The organism is Actinomyces timonensis DSM 23838, assembly GCF_000295095.1.
Classification (GTDB): Bacteria; Actinomycetota; Actinomycetes; order Actinomycetales; family Actinomycetaceae; genus Actinomyces; species Actinomyces timonensis.
This window is the reverse complement of record NZ_JH806633.1, coordinates 700187-720862: the sequence shown is the minus strand read 5'-3', so window position 1 is coordinate 720862 and position 20676 is coordinate 700187. Positions and strand designations below refer to the sequence as shown.

The following is a 20676-nucleotide window of genomic DNA, read 5'->3' as shown; positions in this document are numbered from 1 at the left end:
TGAGCCGCATGTACGTCGCCCAGCACTTCGAGCTGCCCGAGGACTACACCCGCCGGCTCCTCGCCTCGCCGCGCAGGGGCAACCTCGTCACCGTCCACGACCACGGCCCCGAGGCCAGCCTCGTCCCCTTCTACTACGACGAGGCCGCCGGAGCCCTCATCACCCACCTGGTGAGGAACAACCCACAGGCCCGGCAGCCCCTGGCCCATCCCACAGGGCTCGTCATCCTCGACGAGGCGGACGCCTATGTCTCCCCGGGCATGTACGCCACCAACGACGTCTTGCCGAACGTCCCCACCTGGGACTACATCACACTCCACGTCAGCGGCCGGGTCCGGATCGACCCCAGCCCGGCCGCCGCCCTGGAGGCCTCCATCCGCCTCACCGAGGCCATGGGCGACGGCACCACGCTCGACGCCGTCGGCCAGGAGAAGCTCGAGCGGATGTCGAGGGCGATCGTCGCCGTGAGCGTTGAGGCGACGACGGTGCGCGGCAAGGCGAAGATGAGCCAGAACCGCCACCCCGACGACGTGAGCGGCCTCATCGCCGCCATGGAGGAGGCGGGGGAGGAGGTCCTCGCCCGCTACCTGCGGGAGGTCTCCCTGCCCTACGCCGAGGAGCGCTTCGCGACGATCTCACGCCTGCGCGGCGCGCGCCGGGCTGTCGCAGCCCGTGGCCTGGCACGGTAGACTCGCCGCGTCCTAGACGTGCCGGACCCCGCGGGCGAGCGGCCCAGAGAGCCCGGTCCCCGACTTGAAGTAGAGGAAACCACTCGTGGCAACGACGAACGACCTGAAGAACGGCCTGGTGCTCAACCTGGAGGGCCAGCTGTGGCAGGTGGTGGAGTTCCAGCACGTCAAGCCCGGCAAGGGCCCGGCCTTCGTGCGCACCAAGATCAAGAACGTCCTGTCCGGCAAGACCGTGGACAAGACCTTCAACGCCGGCCTCAAGATCGAGACCGCCACCGTCGACCGCCGTGACATGCAGTACCTGTACAAGGACGGCGACGACTACGTCTTCATGGACGTCAAGTCCTACGAGCAGACCAACGTGCCCTCCGACATCGTCGGCGACGCCGCCACCTTCCTCCTGGAGAACCAGGAGGTCATCGTCGCCTTCCACGACTCCGCCGTCCTCTTCGTCGAGATGCCGCCGTCCGTGGTGCTCACCATCTCCCACACCGAGCCGGGCCTCCAGGGCGACCGCTCCAACGCCGGCACCAAGCCCGCCACCGTGGAGACAGGCGCCGAGATCCAGGTCCCGCTGTTCCTCAACACCGGTGACAAGGTGAAGGTGGACACGCGCTCGGGCTCCTACATCTCCCGCGTCAACGACTGAGTCCGGCCGTGCCCGCTGACGACGCCGCCCAGGCGGCCGACCCGCTCCAGGAGGCGCCCGAGCCGAGCGCCGAGGCCCCCCAGGCCCCCCGCTCGTCGGGCGCCGCCTCGAAGCACGCCGTCACCGCCCGCACGAAGGCGCGGCGGCGCGCGATCGAGATCCTCTTCGAGGCCGACCAGAAGGGTCTCCTGCGGCCCTCGCGCGACGGGGACCACTTCCGCGCGGCCGACCGCCTGCGCGACCTCGCGCTCGAGCGGGCCGTCCACTCCGCCAACCACACCGAGGCGCCCGCCTACGCCCGCGAGATCCTCGCGGGCCTGGCGGAGCACCTCGCCGAGGTGGACGACGCCATCGAGGACTACGCCCAGGAGTGGACCCTCTCCCGCATGCCCGCCGTGGACCGCGCCATCGCGCGCGTCGCTGTGTGGGAGATCGTCTACAACGACGACGTCGACGCCCCCGTCGCCGTCGACGAGGCCATGACCCTGGCCCGCATCCTGTCCACCGACGACTCCCCGCGCTACCTCGGCGGCCTGCTCGGCCGCGTCGCCGACCTCGCCGACACCCTGCGCTGAGGCGTCAGACCGGATTAGGCGGTGTGGGGAGGCGAGCCGCAGGGCTGGCACCGGGTCTGGCGGGAGCACCGGAGGGCGCCCAGCGCCCGATGGTGCGAGGGACTGGCCTGCGGCTCGCCTCCCCACACCGCCCTGCTTCTCTTGCCACGCTGTTTCAGGCAGACGGCATGAGCGCCCGCACGGTCTTCCGCCTCACTCGCCAACCTTCTCCAGCGACCGCGGCGTACTGGGCAGGGCGAGGACCACCTCGAACATGTCCTCGACCAGGTCCGCGCTGACGCTACCGCCCATGCGCTCAGCCAGGGCTCTCACGATACCCATCCCGAGCCCGGTCCCAGCCGGGTCGCTTGACCAGCGCCGCTCGAAGACCTGTGTGACATCCAGATCCTCAGGGCGCAGCACCTCGTTACGCATCCGCAGCCACACCTGGCCGGCCATTGCCTGCTGTCCTGTGCCACCCTGCCCAGCCTCGACAAGCAGCTCGTGGCGCCCGTGCTGGATGACATTGCGCACCAGGTTGGTAAGGATCCGTCGCAGGGCCTCCGGATCGGTGTGGACGATCAGGGTGCCTGGCACACGGACCTCCACCGCGATCCCCGCGGCCTGCAGGCCGGCGACCGCACCCACAAGGCACTCTCCGACTTCCTCGGCGAGGTCCACGGGGACGCGGTGGACTGACGAGGCAGGCTGCTCGCCACTCAGCCAGGCGTAGTCGAAGAACTCGTCAACCAGCACCGCCAGCCTGTCCGCGTGGCGGCGCGCGGTGAGTAGCTGACCGCGCTGGACGTCATCGAGCTGGGTGCTTGCCAACAGCTGTTGGTAGCCCCGCACCGCCGTCAGGGGCGTGCGCAGGTCGTGGGAGAGGTCGGCGACGAAATCACGGTAGCGCTGCTCGTGACGCTCCACGGTTGCCATAGCCCGCTCGTTCTGCGCTATAACGTCGTTGACGTGGGCAACCAGCGTCTCCAGGGCCCGGTCCACCAGCTCCAGGTGGATCGGGGTGTGCGTGTCACCCTCACGACGCTGACGCAACTGCCTCGCGACAGCGCGTAACTGCCGATGAAGTAGCAGGCACCGCAGCACCGCGACTGCGGTGACGAGACTCAGCCCCACGGTGACTATGTCCACGCGCGCCTCCCGGAGTCCGCGTCCAAACCCGTTCTGAGCAAACCGCCGCGCGCCCTCCCCGGCTGCGCCCGCTCACACTAGCAGAGACGCACTCGAGAAGGGCGCGCGGCTCAGAGGGTCAGTTGATGTCCGCCTTCCGGAAGATCAGCCAGCTGACGACGACCCACAGCGCGATAAAGGCGAGGGCAATGCCTGTGGCCGCCATGATCTCTCCACTAGAGCTGTCCAGGGTCAGCGGCAGATCCGGGGACCAGGGCGTCGCCTTGAGCACCGACGTGCCGAAGTCGTTCTGCGTCGCCAGCCTCGCCAGCGAGTCCATGAGAAACCCACCCACAAATCCTGCGGCGGTTGTCACCAGGGGACGTCTGGTGGCGAAGGCGACAGGGAGGCAGAACCCCAGACGGGCGAATGACACGACTGTCGACACCACTAACAGGCCGATACTCGAAGTCACGTCGCCCACTGACCCCCCGTTGGAGGCCGCCACCTCCAGGGGAGTCGTGGCGATGAAGACGCTCACATCCCACCCCGCAACCAGACACATGAGTGATCCGACAACATAGGGGAGCAGGACTGCGCAGACGGCAATCAGCGCCATTACGGCCTTGACGCTGACCAGCACGGAACGGGACGCCGCCAGCAGCCGGTCGTGGACCGTGCGGTTCTCCAGGTCGGAGGCCACCACGACACCGACAAGCAGGCTTCCCAGCAGCGATAGCGCCATAGGGTCGGCGAAGCCGCTGACCGACCCTGAGACCGACGTATCGTAGGTGCCGTTGGCAATAAGATGCGCGGAGAGGTAGAAACCGGCGGCCATAGCGGCCGAGACCGCCAAGCATATCCACAGTACGCGCGACCGCAACAGAACGTAGATATCGGCACGCAGCAGGTTAGACACGGTCATTCTCCTTCTTCTCACTCACGTCCGCGGGCTGTGCCGTGTGGTCGACGACCGACAGGAAGTACTCCTCAAGGCTCTGTCCCTCCTCGACCACGGTGGTCGGAACAAGGTCCTGGGCGACGAGACCGCGCACCAGCTCCTCCCGGTTGTCGGGCGGGTCAAGAAGGCGGACGCTGCCGTCCGACATGACACGCATCCGCTCGACACCCATGGTCTCCAGGGCGCGAACCATCCCGGGCACGTTCGAGCCGCGCAGTGTCAGATACCGGGAGCAATGCTCCTCGAGCTCAGCGTGGCTGAGCGACTCACACAGACGCCCGTTGTCGACGATGAGGTAGTCGGTGGCGGTCTGGTACATCTCGGGCAAGTTGTGGCTGGAGACAAGGATAGTCGTCCCCCGCTCACGGCAGAGGTTGACCAGGAGGTTTCTCACCTCCACCACGCCAACCGGGTCAAGTCCATTCACCGGCTCGTCAAGAATAAGCAACTCGGGACTAGCGACCAGGGCCACAGCGATACCCAGTCGCTGGCGCATCCCCAGGGAGAACTCGCCGACCTGCTTCGTCCCCACGTCGGCCAGCCCGACAAGCTCCAGCAACTGACCTTCCACATCCGCGGACGGAACACCTCGTATAATACGGTGCAGCCGCAGGTTGGCCCGGGCGCTCATACCGTACTGGAGGCCAGGGGCCTCAATGAGGCAGCCCAAACGCCGCAGTTGCTCCTGGCGCACTCCCTGGCCGCGTCGTGGGGAGCGGCCGAAGAGCTCAATATCACCAGATGTCGGAGTGACAAGCCCACAGATCATGCGCATCACGGTGGTCTTTCCCGCCCCGTTGCGACCGATGAGCCCGTAGATGCGGCCGCGCTCCAGGGAAAGGTCGAGAGCGTCAACAGCCACCTTGTCACCATACCTCTTGGTCAACGACCGGGAGCGTACGACAAAATCACCCTTTCTCCGCGGCGCCACCGCTGGGGACGAGAGCCTCATAATCCTCCTTCACCGCAAGCTTCTGTTCAGCAGCATCCCGGGGTGCGGAATGCGGCGCCAGCATATGAGGGAAAAGTTGAGAAACGGTCGAGGCGGACCAGGCCAACGGTTGAGATATGGTCGAGGCTGACATCCCTGGCCCACGCGCGGGCCCGTCAGGCGGCGCTCATGCGGTACCCCAGCCCCCACACGGTCTCGATGTAGTCGGTCCCAGGGTCAAGCGCGCGGATCTTGGCCCGCAACCGGCTCACATGGGTCTTCAGAGAGCTCGAGGCCGCGCCGGCGCCCTCGAGCAGGCGGACAAGGGACACCGTGGACACCACCCGGCGCTCGGCTGACATCAGCGCCTCAAGGACGGTGAACTCCGCAGGCGTCAGAGCCAGCTCCTGATCACCGACCAGGACACGATGGGCGGGCACGTCAAGGACCAGGGCACCGCTGCGCAGCGCGGGGACCTCTTGCGCCGGGCGGGCCCGGCGCAGTAGCGCGGTCACCCGCGCGGTCAGCTCATCGAGATCGAACGGCTTGGTGAGGTAGTCATCGGCGCCCAGGCGCAACAAATCGACCTTGGCCCACACCGCGTCCTTGGCCGAGACCACGATGACGGGGATGTCACGGGTGTCGGGACGCTCGCGCAGACGCGCCAGCAGACCGTCGCCCGAGAGGCGCGGCAGCATCAGGTCAAGGAGCACGACGTCTACTCCACCAGCACCGATCCGCTCCAGCGCGGAGGCCGCCTCGCCAGTCCGCTCGACAGCGAACCCCTGCGAGGAGAGGTGGTCGGACATCAGCCGGGCCAGGTCGACGTCGTCCTCGACGACAAGCACGCGCGCCCCGCCAAACCTGCCCCAGGAAGACGCCCCCACATAAATGACCGTAGCACACCGGCGAGGTGCATGAGGCCATGACATTGGTGACGCGGGCGTGGACTCCGGCGGCGGGTGGTTGGTCATAACAGGCGGTGTGGATGTGAGTGCGGTCCACGCGCCTGCCGGCGCCGCGCTTGGAGTCCTTCGCCTGGGCGGCGACGTGGGCGATGGGGCGGCCGGCCTCGATGCGCATCACGAGCCTGTGGCTGCCCTCGGGGTCAGCGGCGCGTGACGGTGTGTCATGGGCGGCGGGTCCTCTCCTGGACGGACTGGGCGACTTGAGCATCACCGATCCTGACGGCCAGGCCCCGCCCCCTCTACGCCCTCTTGGCGTCGGCGCATCACGACCCACAACCATTAGCCGGAACCAGATAAACAAGCCTCCACAAACCCGGGGATTGACAGACTTCTGCGAAAAGCGCCGATCTGGCCGATTCCCAGGCATCGCGGGACCGCCCTATCGATGAATCTTGGTCGATAAGCTCACGTTTCCGCGATAGCCGTCCTCATTCCCTGACCGCAACTGCCTCCGCGAGCGCGAACCCCGCGGGAATTGCCGCCAAACTACGGATCCCACCCCCCTTGACGTGCGATGTTGGGGCTGTTAACGTTGCTCGGGTCTTGCACTAGGGCGATCGAGCATGGTCGCCTCGGTGCTGGCGCGTTCCCTGTACACCTCTCAAGGAGTAAGGGCTATGACGTCCACCCGTGAGGTTTGTTCCTCCCTGTCTGCTGTCCATTTGCTCAAGATTCAAGAAGGCTTAAATATAAGCGTCTGCCACGTGGCTGCCACCCAGGCGGCAGACTGCCTTGATTCTGCTAGCGCTCATCCTGTTCGGGGTCAGGGGCCGAATGCTCGGGCTGTCACGGACGCCGCCTTCCAAAGCGGTGCTTCCCTCCTTGCCCGTTGTCGTGCCGACCACGTTGACCTTCCTGACCGCATGGCATGTGACTATGGCTGCGCCGTTGGTGGAGGGGGGACGGGTATCCGGAGCCTGGTGCCACGCGTCGCATCTGCGCTGGTGCGCTCAGACTGGCCTGCTCGACTCCCGGTGGGCGCGCCATGTCGGTGACCTTCCTTGTAGGCGGACAGGGCGGTCAGTACTTCGGGATGGGGACTCGGCTGTATGACAGCTCCCCGGACTTCGCTGCCAGGTGCGACCTGGCTGACTCGGTGACCCGCTCTCAGTACGGCTTGAGTGTGCTCGACTACATCTACGACCCATCCAGGCGCGTCGAGGACCCGTGCGACGATCTCCTGCTCTCCTCTGCGGCCCTGCTGGCGACGCAGACGGGGCTTGCCGCGGCGCTGGGGCGGCATGGCGTCGTTCCGTCCGCTGTTGTGGGCAGCTCGTTGGGGGAGTTCATCGCCCTCGTGGTCGCGGGAAGACTGACGTTCGACTCGGCGCTGGCCTATGTGCTCGAGTTCGCTGCTGACGCGACTCGTCGGATGCCTCTGGGCTGGATGGCCGCGCTCCTGGGCGACGGGCAGAAGTCTCTGCCCGCCTTCGCGCGCAGCCTTCGGGTCGATCTGGTGTCGTTCACCTGCGATCGCCACGTGGTCATTGCCGGACGCAACGGGCAGTGGCGCGAAGTGCGAGACCGCGCGGTGGAGGAGGAGCTGACCCTTACGGTGCTGCCGGTGCCGCACGCCTTCCACACTCCAGATGTCGCGTGCCTGGCGCCTCGTCTCCAGCCGGTGAGGCTGGAGCCTCCTGGTGACGTCAGCGTGCTGCGCTGCGCTACCGCCCAGAAGGTCGAGGCCCACCTGCCGGATCCTTATGCGACGCTGCGCCTGCCGATGCGTCTCGTCGACACGGTCATGTCGCTACCGAGCCGGGAGCGCCGTCTCGTGATCGACCTCTCTCCGGGCGGTGGGTTGGCCGCAGCGCTGCGCCTGGCGGACCGCAGTCTGACGACGCGCGCGGTCATGACCCCGTTTCACCAAGAGATCGAGGAGGTGGAACGTGTCGCGCAGCTGGCGGCCCGGGCGCACCATGCCTGAACGGCTCGTGCCCGTTGTGGTGACGGGGGTGGGCGTGCAGGCCGCGCAGGCCTGTGGCGCTGCCGAGTTCGAGGCACTGCTGTGGCGTGGACAGGCCATTCCCGTTCCGGGGGACGGCTCCTCATGCGTCGCGCGGATCGAGCAGGAACCGGCTGACCGGCTCGCAGTGCTGCAGGCGCGTGGCGCGGTGCCTGAAGGTACCGTCCTGCCCCGTCGGGCCGGAGCGGCGCTGCACTGGGCGGTCCTTGCGGCCTGGGAGGCGCTGGCGGCTGCTGGTGGTCGCCAGGTGCGCCCTGACCGCCTCGGAGTGTTCCTGGCGGGGGAAAGGACCACGGCCGAGGTCGTCGAGGAGATGCGCAGCGCCTTCGCGCGGAGGCCGGAGGCGGTGCGCCCCAGCGTGGTGCAGAGGCTGTGGGCCACGGATGTCATGGCCGGAGTGGCCGAGGCGTGCGATGCCCGGGGGGAGTGCCTTGTTGTCGGAGGAGCATCGGCTGCGGGCAACTGCGCTCTTGTCGCGGCGGCGCGTGCGATCACTGCCGGCGCGTGCGACATGGCTGTGGTCGTGGGGACGCTCGACGGCCTCCTCCCGGCCCTTGTCCAAGGTTTCGCCAATGTCGGGGTGCTGAGTGGCCCGGACCGACCGGGCCTGCCGCTGGATCGTTCACGTCACGGATTCGTGCTGGCAGAGGCCAGCGCGGCCGTGGTCCTGGAGTCCGCGGACCACGCGACTCGACGTGGCCAGCCCGTCCACGCACGGCTGGCTGGTCTCGGGATCCGTAACGATGCGCGGAGAGGCACCCTCCCAGCCCTCGATGGGGAGGTCGGCGCGATGCGGAGCGCTCTGGCCGCAGCGGGTGTGGCGCCGCAAGAGGTCGACGTCGTCAACATGCACGCGACGGGTACTTCTCAGGGCGACGAGGTCGAGTGGGCGGCGGTGCAGCAGGTCTTCGGCGAGGGGCCGTGGTTGCAGGCCACCAAGGCCCTTGTCGGACACTCGCTCGGCACCGCGTCCCTGGTGGAGGCTGTCGCCTCGGTGCTGCAGATCTCCGCTCAGCGGGTGCACGCCTCTCCCGTTGAGGATCCCCTGGGGCCGCGCGTCGCGACGCTGCCGCAGCCCGGACCAGTGCGTCACATCGTCTCCAACGCCTTCGCCTTCGGGGGACTCAGCACCTCGTTGGTCTTCAGTCGTGTCTAGCCGTTCTGATAGCTCTGATAATGAGGAGTCTTCTTCTATGATCGCCTACTTGTTCCCGGGTCAGGGTTCCCAGCATGTCGGGATGGGGGCTGACCTGTTCCGTCGGTACCCGGAGCAGGTCGCTGCTGCTGACGACATCCTGGGATACTCCTTGGAGAGGCTGTGCGTCGAGGATCCTGAAGGGCAGCTCTCCAGCACCGAGTTCACCCAGCCCGCCCTTTACACGGTCGACGCGCTGTCGTGGCTGCGGTGTCGCGATGAGGGCAAGACCGTCCCTGACTTCGTCGCCGGTCATAGCCTCGGCGAGTTCGCGGCGCTTTTCGCCGCTGAGGTGTTCGACTTCGAGACTGGTCTGCGCATGGTGCAGCGACGTGGAGCGCTTATGGCCCAGGCTCGTGGCGGTGGTATGGCCGCAGTGCTTGGCCTTGACGAGACCGCTGTGCGGGAGGTGATGAAGGAGGAGGCTCTTGACACTATCGACCTGGCGAACATCAACTCGCCCAGGCAGTGCGTGGTGGCGGGCATGGCGGACGATGTCGAGCGCGCCCGCGAGGTGTTTGAGCGGCACGGTGCCCGCTACGTTCCGCTCAATGTGAGTGGCGCCTTCCACTCCCGATACATGGAGGCCGCCCGGGCGGATTTCGCTGATTACATCTCAGGAATGACGTTCAACCCGCCGAGGTTTTCCGTGGTGGCCAATGTGACAGCCCGTCCGCACGTGCCCGGTGAAATCGCGGAAACGCTTGCGCGCCAGATCTCCAGCCCCGTGCGGTGGAGCGAGTCGATGCGCTACCTGATGGGCCGCGGTGTGACGACATTCACTGAGGTGGGGCCAGGATCTGTTCTGACCGGACTGCAGCGCTCCATCGAGCGTGACGCGGTGCCGCTGGTGGAGAAGGGTGACTCGGCTCCGGGCTCGCAGCCTGGGGAACCGGGGCAGGATGGAGCGGCGTCGTCGGAGCCATCCGAGTCCCTGCCAATGGTGTGCGGCAGTATGCACCGCGGAGTCAGCGGTCCGGAGCTTGTCGCCGCGGCTGCGGCCGAGGGTGTCCTGGCCGTGCTCGGGACAGAGGGTCTCAGCCTCCAGGAGGTTGAGGAGCGTGTTGTGAGGACGGCCGCTCTGGCGGGGCAGCGGGACTGGGCGCTCGCTGTCTCCCATTCCTGGCGTGACCCGGACCGCGAAGCCGCGCTGGTCGACGTCGCGCTCCGTCACCGAGTGCCCTGGCTGGAGGCCTCGGGCTACGTGAGCGTGTCCCCCTCCCTCGTCCGTTTCCGCCTGAGCGGCGCGACCCGGGGCAAGGATGGGGTGGTGCTACCGCACCAGATCCTGTGCAAGACCTCGCGTCCGGAAGTGGCCAGGAGCTTCTGCGCGCCTGCTCCTGCTGACATGGTCTCCCGGCTGGTGGGCAGTGGTCGGCTGACTGAGACGGAGGGCCGGCTCGCGGCCGACGTCGCGACAGCGAGCTGGCTGTGCGCGGAGTCGCAGGGCGGCTGGGTGACTGACCACGCTCCCGCGATGGCGGTCCTCCCCACTTTCATCAGGCTTCGTGACGAGGCCCTTGCCCGGGGGCTGGCGCACCCTTTGCCGGTGGGGCTGTCAGGAGGGCTGGGCGCCCCCGAGGCAGTGGCGGCGGCGCTGGTCATGGGCGCGGAGTTCGTCATGACTGGCTCTATCAACCAGTGCACGGTTGAGGCTGCCACCAGTGACCATGTCAAGGACATGCTTGCCGCCTGTGAGATCCAGGACACCACTGACGCGCCGTCGGCTGTTGCCTTCGAACTGGGCACGCGGATGCAGGTGATGCGTCGAGGTGTGCTGTTCGCGGCACGTGCCCAGCGCCTGCGCGACATCTACGAGCGCTTCACGTCCTGGGACGAGGTGGACGAGCGGACGCGCGACCAGGTCGAGCGACGTGTTCTGGGTGAGAGCTTCGCCGACGCCCGGGCCCGCGCCGAGTCCGCCGGAGCGCTCGAGGCTGGTGAGAAGGACGGACGGATGGTGATGGCCGCAGTCTTCCGGGCGCACCTCGACCGTTGCGCTGTCCTGGCGATTGAGGGTGACCCCGATCGTCAGGTGGACTACCTCGTCCCATCCGGGCCGGCCATGGGCGCCTTCAACTCGTGGGTCAAGGGCACCGATCTCGAAGACTGGCGCCGGCGCCAGGTGGGGCGGATCAACCGGGATCTGTACGAAGCGGCCGCAGCGCTGGTCGCGGAGCGTCGCGCATGACGTCGGCAACCAGTCTTGAGGATCGTGACGGAGTGACCTGGCTCACTCTTCACCGGCCTGAGCGCGACAACACGCTGGATGGCGTGATGCTCGACGGCATCGAGGAGGGCCTCGCTCAAGCGAGGAGGGAGACCGGTGTCCTGGTGCTGCGCGGTCTTCCGGAGGTCTTCTGCACCGGTGCCGACCTCTCGCTGGTCGCTGGCCCGAACAGCGAGTATGACCATGCCCCTGAGAGGGTGTATCAGCTCTGGACCGAAATGATCGAGAGTGACGTGATCATTGTCTGTCACGTCCGCGGTCGTGCGAGCGCGGGAGGCGTTGGCCTCGCTGCGGCAGCGGACATCGTCGTGGCCGACATGACTGCGGCATTCGCGCTCCCGGAGATGCTCTTCGGCCTCATGCCAGCAATGGTGCTGCCGTTTCTCGCCCGCCGGGTGGGGTGGCACCGTGCCCACTTCATGACTCTCTCGACGCGTGCTATCGATGTGGAAACAGCTGCCGCCTGGGGCCTGGTGGACGTGTATGACGCGCGCAGTGAGGTTGCCCTGGGACGGCTTCTCGCGAGGCTTCGTCGCGTCCCGCGTGACGCGGTGACCGCCTATAAGACCTATGCCGCCCAGGCCGCCGAGGTGGAGTCCTACCGGGAGCTGGCTGTCGCTGCGAACAGGTCCCGGTTCGCCGACTCTCGGGTACGGGCGCGTATCAGCGCGTTCACCTCCCGCGGCCTCATGCCGTGGGAGGTGGAGGATGCGGGAGCAGGTCCTTGCTCGCGCACGGAGAGGGAGCGTGACCTGGCGGACAGGCCGGGTTCCGGCGCGATGGGGACGATCGGGGGCCAGGCATGACCCATAACCCCAAAACGGCGGGGGCTGTGCGCGCCGCGCTCGGGGAGGTGCTGAGGCCGTGGCTGCACGGGCGCGAGCAGATCGGCTCCCTCGGCGAGCTCGCGCTCAGCTCCGTCGACTACATCCAGGTCGCGCGCAGTATCAGTGATCGTCTCGGTCTCGAGGTCTCCGCGGGAAAGCTTTTCATGCACCCGGTGCTTGACGATCTCTCAGAAGTCCTTGCCGGGCTGCTGGGGGAGCCTCCTGCCGAGCGCGCCGACGCCGCCGGCGGCGTAGACGAGCAGCGCGGGGCAGACGACGCTCGTGAGGTCGCGGTGATGGGCATGGCCTGCCAGCTACCGCCAGACATGCAGAGCCCTGAGGAGTTCTGGCAGGCTCTGGTGGAGCAGCGCGACTGCGTCTCGACAATCGAGGCTGTCAGGCCCTGGCTCGTCGAGCAGCATCTTCGTGACCACGACGACGTCGCCGACCTGCCAATGAGAGCCGGGATCACCCAGCGCATGGATGAGTTCGATGCGGCCTTCTTCGGTATAGCCCCGTTTGAAGCCCAGTCGATGGATCCGCAGCAGCGCCGCCTGATCGAGGTGGTCTGGCACGCTCTGGAGGACGCCGGGCTGCGGCCGTCGTCATTGCGCGGCAGCAGTGTCGGCGTCTATGTCGGGGCGCACCTCGTCGACTACAACGATGTCTCCTCCCATGTTCCGGGCTCGGCCGACACCTACGCTGGCCATCTTGACTCGGGCCTGCACCCGGCAATGCTGGCTAACCGTATCTCGCGCCTCTACGACTTCCACGGACCTAGCATGGTTGTCAACACAGCCTGCTCGGGATCGAGCGTCGCCCTGCACCTCGCTGTCCGCGCGCTGCGCGCGAGGGAGGTGGACACCGCCGTCGTGGCGGGAGTCAACTACATAGGCTCGGCCAAGGAGCTCATGTGCAACAACCTGGCGGGCATGCAGTCCAAGGGCGGTCAGTGCAGGACCTTCGATGCTGCCGCCGACGGCTACGTTCGCTCGGAGGGCGTGACAGCCCTGGTGCTGCGACGCCTGTCTGACACCAACGGCTCGCGTGTGCGCGCCGTCATCCTGGGGACTTCATCGAACCACGACGGCAGGACCGGATCGCTGCGGGCGCCGGACCCGAGGGCGCAGGCAGCCCTTGTGCGTCGTGCCCTTGCTGATGCTGGCGTCACCCCCGACGAGGTGGGGATGGTCGAGTGCCACGGCACTGGCACACCCCTGGGCGACCCGATCGAGGTTGAGGCGCTGGTGGACGCCTTGCGTCACTCTGGGCGCAGGGACGAGCCCGTCCTGCTGACCTCGGCCAAGACGGTGGTGGGCCACCTGGAGTCAGCAGCTGGCCTGGTGGGAGTGATGAAAGCGGTGATGTGCCTGGAGCATGAGACGGTCACTGGGCTGGGGCACTTTCGGGCCATCAACCCCCAGCTGGACCTGGGCGGGGGAGTCGTAGGCCTCGCGGAGAGGAACTCGCCTTGGCCGCAGGCTCCAGGCCGCCGGCGCGTCGCCTGCGTCAGCTCCTTCGGTTTCGGCGGCACCAACGCCCATACCGTTGTCACCACGGCGCCCAGGCCTGATCAACCGCGTACCACGATCGTCGGGGAGGTGCCGCTTCTCCTGTCAGCGCGCTCCAGGAGGGCGCTTGAGGAGCGGGCCAGGCAGCTGTACGGGCTGCTTGAGGGCATGGACCGCTCCGAGCTGGAGCGCCAGGCCTTGGCCCTCATGGCCGCCGAGCCGATGGAGCACCGCCTGGCACTCGGCGCGGGTGGCGCGGCGGGCGCCCGAGAGCGCATCGGCGCCTTTCTGCGGGGAGCCAGTGACGGCATCTTCGTCGGAAGGGCCCCTCGCTCAGATTCCGTCATCCGCCCCTCCGAGGAAGAGGAGGCGCATACGGCGCTGGCCCGTCTTCCCGGCGCGACGGACGACCTTCTGCGGGACTGGGTCGAGGGCCGGACCACGCCGTGGTCAGCGGTGGACTCTGCCAGTTCGCCGTTGCCCGCCTACCCGTTCGAGCGCCAGCGTCACCGGCTTGAGGCATCAGCCGTGAGAGCGACGGCTCCTCAACGCCTGCACGCGCTCGTGCTGCGCAACTCCAGTGACCTCACTGAGCAGAGCTTTGAGTCCGCGTGGGACGCGCGGATGCCTGTGGTGCGTTGGCACACGCTGCGTCGCGCGGCCTGCGTGCCTGCCGCGGCGTGGTTGGAGGTCGCCCGTTTCTGCTACGCCGCCTCTGTGCGTGGCGCGGGCTCCGGTCTGATGCTCGAGGACGTCGCCTGGGGCGAGCCGATGATGCTGTCCCGTGACGCGATCAGGAGCACTCGCACTGTCCTGAGCAGCGCGGACCAGGAACGCGTGGATCTTGACGTGCTCGATGGCCAGGATGGCGGAGTGCTGTTCCAGGCCTCAGCGAGGCCCCTGCGGGACGATCGGCCTCCCGTGCTCGGAGCGCCGATAAGCGCGGAGGGGAGCGCAACGGCTCTGGACAAGGAGCTCGATGCGCTCGGCGCGGTCCGCGGTGGGGGCTACGACTGCGTTACTGGCCTTGGGGAGATGCCCGAGCACCGCACGGCTCGGTTCGTGACGCAGCCGGACTTCTACGGGCGCGGCCGCAACGTCTCCTGCGACGTCTATGTGTCTACCCGGGCCATCGACCTCGCGTGGCTGGCCCTGCCGCACCACGCGGACCTGGAGCCCCTTCCCACTGCCGCGCGCCGTATCGGTGTCCGGGGCCCTGTTCCCGCTGAAGGCGTCATCCGTGCCCGGGTATCTGAAGATGGGGTGGATGTGGTGCTGAGCGGTGTCTCGGGGCAGGTGGCGGTCTGGTTTCAGGGGATCGTGTTCCGCTTGGCGCGAGGAAAGGAGAAGTGATGTCCCGTCCGATTCTTGAGGTCAGGGGACTGACCAAGAGGTATCCAGGTTTTGCGCTGGAGGATGTCAGCCTGTCGGTGGGTGCTGGCCGTGTGATGGGCTTTATTGGCCGTAACGGGGCCGGTAAGACCACGACGCTGAAGGCTGTTCTGCGCTTTATCCGCCCTGATGGCGGTGAGGTGCGCTTCTTCGGCGAGGACTTCCGGGGACGTGAGCACGAGGTCATGAGGCGCGTGTCGTTCTCGATGGGCGAGGTGGCCTTCTACCCCCGAAGGCGGCTGAGAACGATCACCGACGTCTACAGGCGGTTCTTTCCCCTCTGGGACGAGCGGGTCTACCGGGACTGCCTGGAGCGCTTCGAGTTGGTGGAGGACAAGAAGATCGAGGCGCTGTCGGCTGGTATGAGGGTCAAGTACGGGATCGCGCTGGCGCTGTCGCGTCGTGCTGAGTTGCTGCTGCTCGACGAGCCGACCAGCGGGCTGGACCCGCTCTCGCGTGACGACCTGCTGCGCGAACTGCGCGAGCTTGTCGACGACACGGGTGTCGGCCTGCTGTTCTCCACCCACCAGATGGGTGACCTGGAGCAGATCGCTGACGATGTCACCTACCTGTCCCGGGGGCGGGTACGCGCCAGCGGGACTCTGGAGGATTTCGCGGCTCACTACCGCATGGTCTCAGGTCCTGCTGAGACGGTGCCATCTGGGCTGGGATCCGTGCTGATCGGTGCCAGCCGGAGCCAGGGGCGCGTGACGGGTCTGGTCGAGGCCTCGCGGCTGGGTGAGGCCGCGGTGGCTGGGATCCGTGGGCTGGAGGTCACGCCGGCCAGCCTCAACGACATCATTGTCCATCTTGAGCGTCAGGAGAAGCAGTCATGACCCCGATGGTGCGCAAGAGCCTGCGGCTGGTGAATATTCCGGTGACATGGTTTTTCCTGGCGCTGGTGCTGCTGCTCATGGTTCCGCAGTACCCCTATGTGATGGTGTTCCTGTACCAGGTGCTGGGACTGTACTTCGTGTTCCAGGGCGTGCGGGAGAACCATGACGTGTATTTCTCCCTGCTGCTGCCTGTGCGCAAGCGTGATATCGCCCGCAGCTACATGGAGTTGGCCTGGATAGTCGAGATCGCCCAGGTGGTGGCCTGTATACCGGTCATCCTTGTCCGCTACCAGATCTCGCCAGAGCGCAACCCGGTGGGGGTGCAGGCCAATATCGCGCTGCTGGGCGTGGGGCTGGTGGTGTTCGGGGTGTTCAATTCGGTGTTCTTCCCCATGTTCCTCAGGACGGGCTCGCGCCTGGGCGTGCCGGTGGCACTGGCGTCCCTGGCCGCCTCGCTGGTCGGGACCGCTGCCGAGGTCGGCGCGCACCTGGGAGGCGCGCCTGGTGAGGCCCTCAACGCCACCGGGAGCCAGCACCTGGGCCACCAGCTGGTGGTCCTGGGGGCGGGTGCCGTCTTCTTCGTCCTGGTCAACGCCGTCGCCCTGCGCGTATCCGCCACACGCTTCGAGCGCGCCGACCTGTGAGGCAGCCGTGGCACAGCGGCCATGTGTCTATTCACTCAGAGAGGGCAATAGTCATGAACGATTCTGCAGACACCACTGCGCAGCAGCCGTGGGCCACGATGTGCAGGGACCACGGAGACCGCTTGACCTGGTCGTTCAGCGACGGAGACTCTGTGCTGGAGACGCTGACCGGCTCCGAGGCGGCTCGCTGGGCGACGGCGCTCGCCGGCTGGTTCCAGGAGCGCACATCGCCGGGTGACCGCGTGCTTATCGGCCTGCCCTATGGCAGCACTTTCATCGCTGCCCTGCTCGCCGCCGAGTACGCGGGTCTGGTCGCGGTGCCCCTCTCGCCTGAGATGCTCGACCACTCCGAGGCGCTCTCGCCAGCCGCTGCCTACATCGTGTCTGACGCCGAACCAACCGTGGTACTGACCAGTTCCGCCTACGTCAGCCGGTTCCAGGGCATGGCCGAGCACATTGTGGATGCCGCTGCGCTTCCCCGGCAGGACGATGCCCAGGAGACACCTCCCCGGGAAGTTGGCTGGGACGAGGTCGCGATCCTGCTGTACACCTCAGGGTCGACCGGGGCTCCCAAAGGTGTCCAGCACACCCGGCGCAGCATCCTCTCCGAGATGCGTGTCTGCACCTCTCTGTGGCAGGTGGACGAGGGGTCGAGCGTGGTGAGCTGGCTTCCGCTGTCTCACAGTTTCGGCATGAGCGTGGGCTTCCTCGGCCCCCTGCTGGCAGGGTGCCCGGTGCTCCTCATGCCCAGCGCGGCCTTCATCGAGGCCCCGGACAGGTGGTTGCGCCTGCTCGCCACCAGGCACGCCACTCACACGGCAGCGCCCAACTTCGCGCTTGACCACGCCATCCGCCACGGTGCTGCGCAGTTGGACGACGATGTCTCCCTGGCCTCGGTGCGGACTGTCCTGACTGCTGGGGAGTGCGTCCGGCGTGACACGGTAGAGCAGTTCCACGCCACCTTCGCGCCCTGGGGGCTGCGACGCGACGTGCTGAGCGTGCACTACGGGTCAACCGAGATGTGCGGCGTCACGTGCTCCAGGCTTGAGGCCCCTGTCGAGTTCATCAGCCTGGATCGTGCGTCGCTGCGACGTGGGTGCGCTGAGTTCCGGGAGCCGGGGGCGGAGGGCACGCGTGACGTGCCCTCGTGCGGCGCCCCGCGAGGGCACGTCCGCCTCGAGGTCCGCGATGCCCAGGGACACGATCTCGGTGAGGATCGTGTGGGTGAGCTCCACGTCCTGTCCGGGAGCGCCTCCTCCGGCTACTGGCGCAACCCGGAGTTGACCGGACGCCAGTTCACCAGCTCTGAGGAGGGGCGCTGGTACCGCACTGGCGACCTCGCTGTCATTCATGATCAGCAGCTTTTCATCGTCGGTCGCGAGAGCGACGTCATCATCATCAACGCCATGAACTATGATCCGGCGGACTTGGAGCTGTCGCTGCGTGAGGGTGCCGACCTGCCACAGGGGCTGGATACCTGCGTCATCTCCTGTGATATCGACGATCGTGAGCGCGTCGTCGTCGTCCAGGAGATCCCCGACAGCATGGGCAAGAGACAGCGAGCCGGGCTGAGGGAGCGCAGCGTCGTCGCCCTCTCACAGTCGCACGGACTGTCTGTCCACGAGGTCGTCCTCGTCCCGCCCGGGACGCTGCGCGGCGATGGCATTGGCAAGCTCAGCCGCAAGGCCGTGGCCAGGCGCTACCTGGAAGGGGAGCTGGGCAGCGACCGGGCCCGTGGCGCCTCCTCTGGCGTGGAGTCCCACGCACAGGCCCCCTCCTTCACCTGGCCGCAGGATCTTGGGCTCGTCCAGGAACGGTGGGTCGTCGATTCCGGGCGCCGCAGCCCTCGGCTCGGCGACGTGCTGCTCGTCGGGGCGGAGCCGGAGACGGTGCCCGCGTGGCGTGAGGCTTGCGCCCCGTTCGCGGGTCGTGTCATCGTCGCCTCCGACGACCAGGCCGATGTGGTGTCTCGCGAGGCGACCTCCCAGCACGTGAGCACTGTGCTTGACCTGCGCGGGACACACGGGCCGTGGGACGCCGAGACAATGGCGGCGTCGTGGCGGATGCTGGCCGCGCTGGCCCAGCAGGCAGGGGACCCGCCAGCGGTGTTCCTGGTCTCCTCGGCGGTGACGCCGCAGGCGCGCGCGTACTGTGAGGCCCTGGTCGGCTTCGAGCGCTCTGTGGGCAGGGTGGTGCCGGACTGGCAGGTTCACCCAGTTGTCATCGATGAAGAGGTCCTGGCCGGCTCGGCGTGGCGCTCTCAGGTGGCAGCGGCGCTCGACCCCGCCGCTGGAGCCACGATGCTCAGCGGCGAAGGGCTGATGACGCTCGCCGGGGAGCGCATGAGTCCTGATAGCGCCGAGCCTCTGCCATCTCCTGAGGGCTCCTGGCTTGTCCTCGGGGTCACGGGTGGGATCGGCTCCTCGATCGCCAGGTGGCTGCAGCAGGCTGGCGCCAGTATCGTCGGCGCTGGCCGCCGCAGCCTGGATGATGCTGAGGAGTCCCTCCACGCGGCTGGTCTTGAGGGGATCGACTACCGCGGCGTGGATCTGGGCGTGCCGACCGACCTCTCTGCTCTGGTCGCCTCGGTAGCGGCCGAGAGGAGCCTGCAGGGTGTTGTGTGGGCTGCCGGCCCCGGTCCACTGCCCTCAATGCCCGAGGCTGACCCGCGTGAGGTCGACATGTCGCTGCGCCTGCGGCTCGACTCCGCAGCGGCCCTGGCCCGTGCGGCCGCCGAGGCTGGTGCCAACCACGTCCTGTGGTGCTCCTCCACCGCCGCCCACCTGGGTGACTTCGGCAGTTGCGAGTACGCGGTCGGCAACCGCTACTTGGCCGCGCTGGCGGCCAACGGGCTCGGCACAAGCATCGCCTGGCCGCTGTGGGCCGAGATCGGTGTCGGGCAGGAAGACACGGATAAATCATCCTTCATGCTGGCAGCGACGGGGCAGTCCCCGCTGCCTCCCCACGAGGCTGTGGGCGTGCTGGGCCAGGTGGCTGGTTCCTCCGGCCGGAGCATGGCGGTGGTCAAGGGGGACGTCGACCGGGTCCTGGCCGCCCTGCCCACGCCCCGTCAGGGGAGCGGGGGCGCGAGGAAGACTTCTGGGAACGGGCCCGCCTCGCCAGAGGAGGGGAGCCGCCAGCGCGGGGTGGGGGAGATCGAGCGCGCCCTGGCGGACATGCTCCACGAGCTCCTGCGCCTGCCGGTAGCGGAGGTGGCGCTGGACGTGTCCATGCATGACATGGGGCTTGACTCCATCTCACTCGTCGAGCTGTCCGGCATGATCACCGAGCAGCTGGGTGCCACCGTGGCTCCCGACGTGTTCTTCAGCCACCCGACCGTCAAGGCGCTTGCTGAGCACCTGGTGCAGCGCGTAGTCAGCTCTGGCCCTGGCACGGACGAGAGCCCCGGTGGTCCTGTCGCCGCACCAGCCCTGAGGCGGCGCAGCACCGGGCGTGCCGCGGGCGCGCCTCTGCCGCCAGTGACGAGCGCTCCTGGCGCTGACAGCGACGAGGCTGAGCCGTCGCCCCAGCAGTTCGGGCCCGAGGCTCCAGCCTCCTCCGCGCCGCGCTCGCAGCAGCCCAGTGTGGATCGGCGTGTGGTTGGTGCTGGTGTGGTTGTGTCGGGGATGGCGGGTGTGTTCCCGGGTGCGGCTGGTGTGGATGAGCTGTGGTCGTTGGTGCGGGAGGGGCGTGTTGCGCTGGGTCCGGTGCCTGTGGAGCGTGGTCCGTGGTGGGGGCGTGCTCGTGGTGCTGTGGGTGGGTGGCTGGAGTCGGTGGGTCGTTTTGACCCGTTGTTCTTCGAGATCGCTCCGCGTGAGGCTGAGGTGATGGATCCGCGTCAGCGGCTGCTGCTGCAGGAGATGTGGCACGCGATGGAGGACGCGGGGGTGGGGCCTTCGGTTGTCTCGGGGGAGCGGGTCGGGGTCTTCGTGGGCGCCGAGTCCGGCGAGTTCGCCGATGTCGTCGGGGAGAACGACAACGTGACATCGAACCACAGCGCCATGCTCGCGGGGCGGCTGTCCTATTTCCTGAACCTGAAAGGGCCAGCGCTGGTTGTCGACACGGCGTGCTCGTCGGGTCTGGTCGCCTTCCACCAGGCGGTGGGCAGTATTGAGCGTGGGGAGTGCGACGTCGCCGTCGTCGCGAGCGCCAATGTGATGACCACTGGCAAGGGGCTCAACGGACTCAACCGCGC

Annotated in this window: 15 protein-coding genes; 11 read left to right on the top strand and 4 right to left on the bottom strand. The window is 67.7% G+C overall.

Annotated elements, in window-relative coordinates:
* Positions 1 to 8 precede the first annotated feature (8 nt).
* The 3 genes from A1QA_RS0109445 to nusB all read left to right on the top strand — a co-directional run bounded on the left by A1QA_RS0109445 (position 9) and on the right by nusB (position 1913).
* Entirely contained in the window at positions 9 to 689 is a 681-nt protein-coding gene (locus A1QA_RS0109445) for an FMN-binding negative transcriptional regulator (RefSeq protein ID WP_017178665.1), read from the top strand.
* A gap of 85 nt (positions 690 to 774) precedes the next feature.
* Entirely contained in the window at positions 775 to 1338 is a 564-nt protein-coding gene (efp, locus tag A1QA_RS0109440) for an elongation factor P (protein ID WP_017178664.1), read from the top strand.
* An 8-nt stretch (positions 1339 to 1346) separates the two neighbouring features.
* On the top strand, positions 1347 to 1913 hold the full coding sequence (nusB, locus tag A1QA_RS0109435) for a transcription antitermination factor NusB (RefSeq protein WP_017178663.1): 567 nt from the start codon (positions 1347 to 1349) through the stop codon (positions 1911 to 1913).
* Between the two features lie 192 nt (positions 1914 to 2105).
* On the opposite strand, the gene A1QA_RS0109430 is transcribed toward nusB, so the two are convergent.
* The 4 genes from A1QA_RS0109430 to A1QA_RS0109415 all read right to left on the bottom strand — a co-directional run bounded on the left by A1QA_RS0109430 (position 2106) and on the right by A1QA_RS0109415 (position 5760).
* A complete protein-coding gene (locus A1QA_RS0109430) occupies positions 2106 to 3041 on the bottom strand; it encodes a sensor histidine kinase (protein ID WP_017178662.1) in 936 nt (311 codons plus the stop codon).
* Between the two features lie 118 nt (positions 3042 to 3159).
* Positions 3160 to 3945 (bottom strand): ABC transporter, encoded by a 786-nt coding sequence (locus A1QA_RS0109425; protein ID WP_425265733.1) that lies wholly within the window; start codon positions 3943 to 3945, stop codon positions 3160 to 3162.
* Positions 3932 to 4933, bottom strand: coding sequence for an ABC transporter ATP-binding protein (locus A1QA_RS14230; RefSeq protein ID WP_017178660.1), 1002 nt, complete (start codon positions 4931 to 4933; stop codon positions 3932 to 3934). Before A1QA_RS14230 ends, A1QA_RS0109425 begins: the two co-directional genes overlap by 14 nt.
* A gap of 155 nt (positions 4934 to 5088) precedes the next feature.
* Complete coding sequence (locus A1QA_RS0109415; RefSeq protein ID WP_017178659.1) at positions 5089 to 5760, bottom strand: response regulator transcription factor; 672 nt, start codon at positions 5758 to 5760, stop codon at positions 5089 to 5091.
* A gap of 1105 nt (positions 5761 to 6865) precedes the next feature.
* Between A1QA_RS0109415 and A1QA_RS0109410 the strand changes: the two genes are divergently transcribed.
* The 8 genes from A1QA_RS0109410 to A1QA_RS16200 all read left to right on the top strand — a co-directional run.
* On the top strand, positions 6866 to 7807 hold the full coding sequence (locus A1QA_RS0109410) for an acyltransferase domain-containing protein (RefSeq protein WP_017178658.1): 942 nt from the start codon (positions 6866 to 6868) through the stop codon (positions 7805 to 7807).
* Positions 7770 to 9002, top strand: a complete 1233-nt coding sequence (locus tag A1QA_RS14225) for a beta-ketoacyl synthase N-terminal-like domain-containing protein (protein ID WP_017178657.1) — start codon at positions 7770 to 7772, stop codon at positions 9000 to 9002. The genes A1QA_RS0109410 and A1QA_RS14225 overlap by 38 nt, the downstream gene beginning before the upstream one ends.
* Positions 9003 to 9039: 37 nt before the next feature.
* Positions 9040 to 11232: an ACP S-malonyltransferase gene (gene fabD, locus A1QA_RS0109400; protein WP_017178656.1), complete on the top strand. Its 2193-nt coding sequence runs from the start codon at positions 9040 to 9042 to the stop codon at positions 11230 to 11232.
* The gene (locus A1QA_RS14220) at positions 11229 to 12077 is read left to right on the top strand and encodes an enoyl-CoA hydratase/isomerase (protein ID WP_082181193.1); all 849 of its coding nucleotides are present in this window, start codon (positions 11229 to 11231) and stop codon (positions 12075 to 12077) included. The genes fabD and A1QA_RS14220 overlap by 4 nt, the downstream gene beginning before the upstream one ends.
* Complete coding sequence (locus tag A1QA_RS0109390; protein ID WP_082181192.1) at positions 12074 to 14962, top strand: beta-ketoacyl [acyl carrier protein] synthase domain-containing protein; 2889 nt, start codon at positions 12074 to 12076, stop codon at positions 14960 to 14962. The genes A1QA_RS14220 and A1QA_RS0109390 overlap by 4 nt, the downstream gene beginning before the upstream one ends.
* The gene (locus A1QA_RS0109385) at positions 14962 to 15837 is read left to right on the top strand and encodes an ABC transporter ATP-binding protein (protein WP_017178653.1); all 876 of its coding nucleotides are present in this window, start codon (positions 14962 to 14964) and stop codon (positions 15835 to 15837) included. Before A1QA_RS0109390 ends, A1QA_RS0109385 begins: the two co-directional genes overlap by 1 nt.
* Positions 15834 to 16481: an ABC-2 transporter permease gene (locus tag A1QA_RS0109380; RefSeq protein ID WP_017178652.1), complete on the top strand. Its 648-nt coding sequence runs from the start codon at positions 15834 to 15836 to the stop codon at positions 16479 to 16481. The genes A1QA_RS0109385 and A1QA_RS0109380 overlap by 4 nt, the downstream gene beginning before the upstream one ends.
* 152 nt (positions 16482 to 16633) lie before the next feature.
* The coding region (locus tag A1QA_RS16200) for an AMP-binding protein (protein ID WP_167320653.1) at positions 16634 to 20676 on the top strand (4043 nt) is incomplete at its 3' end.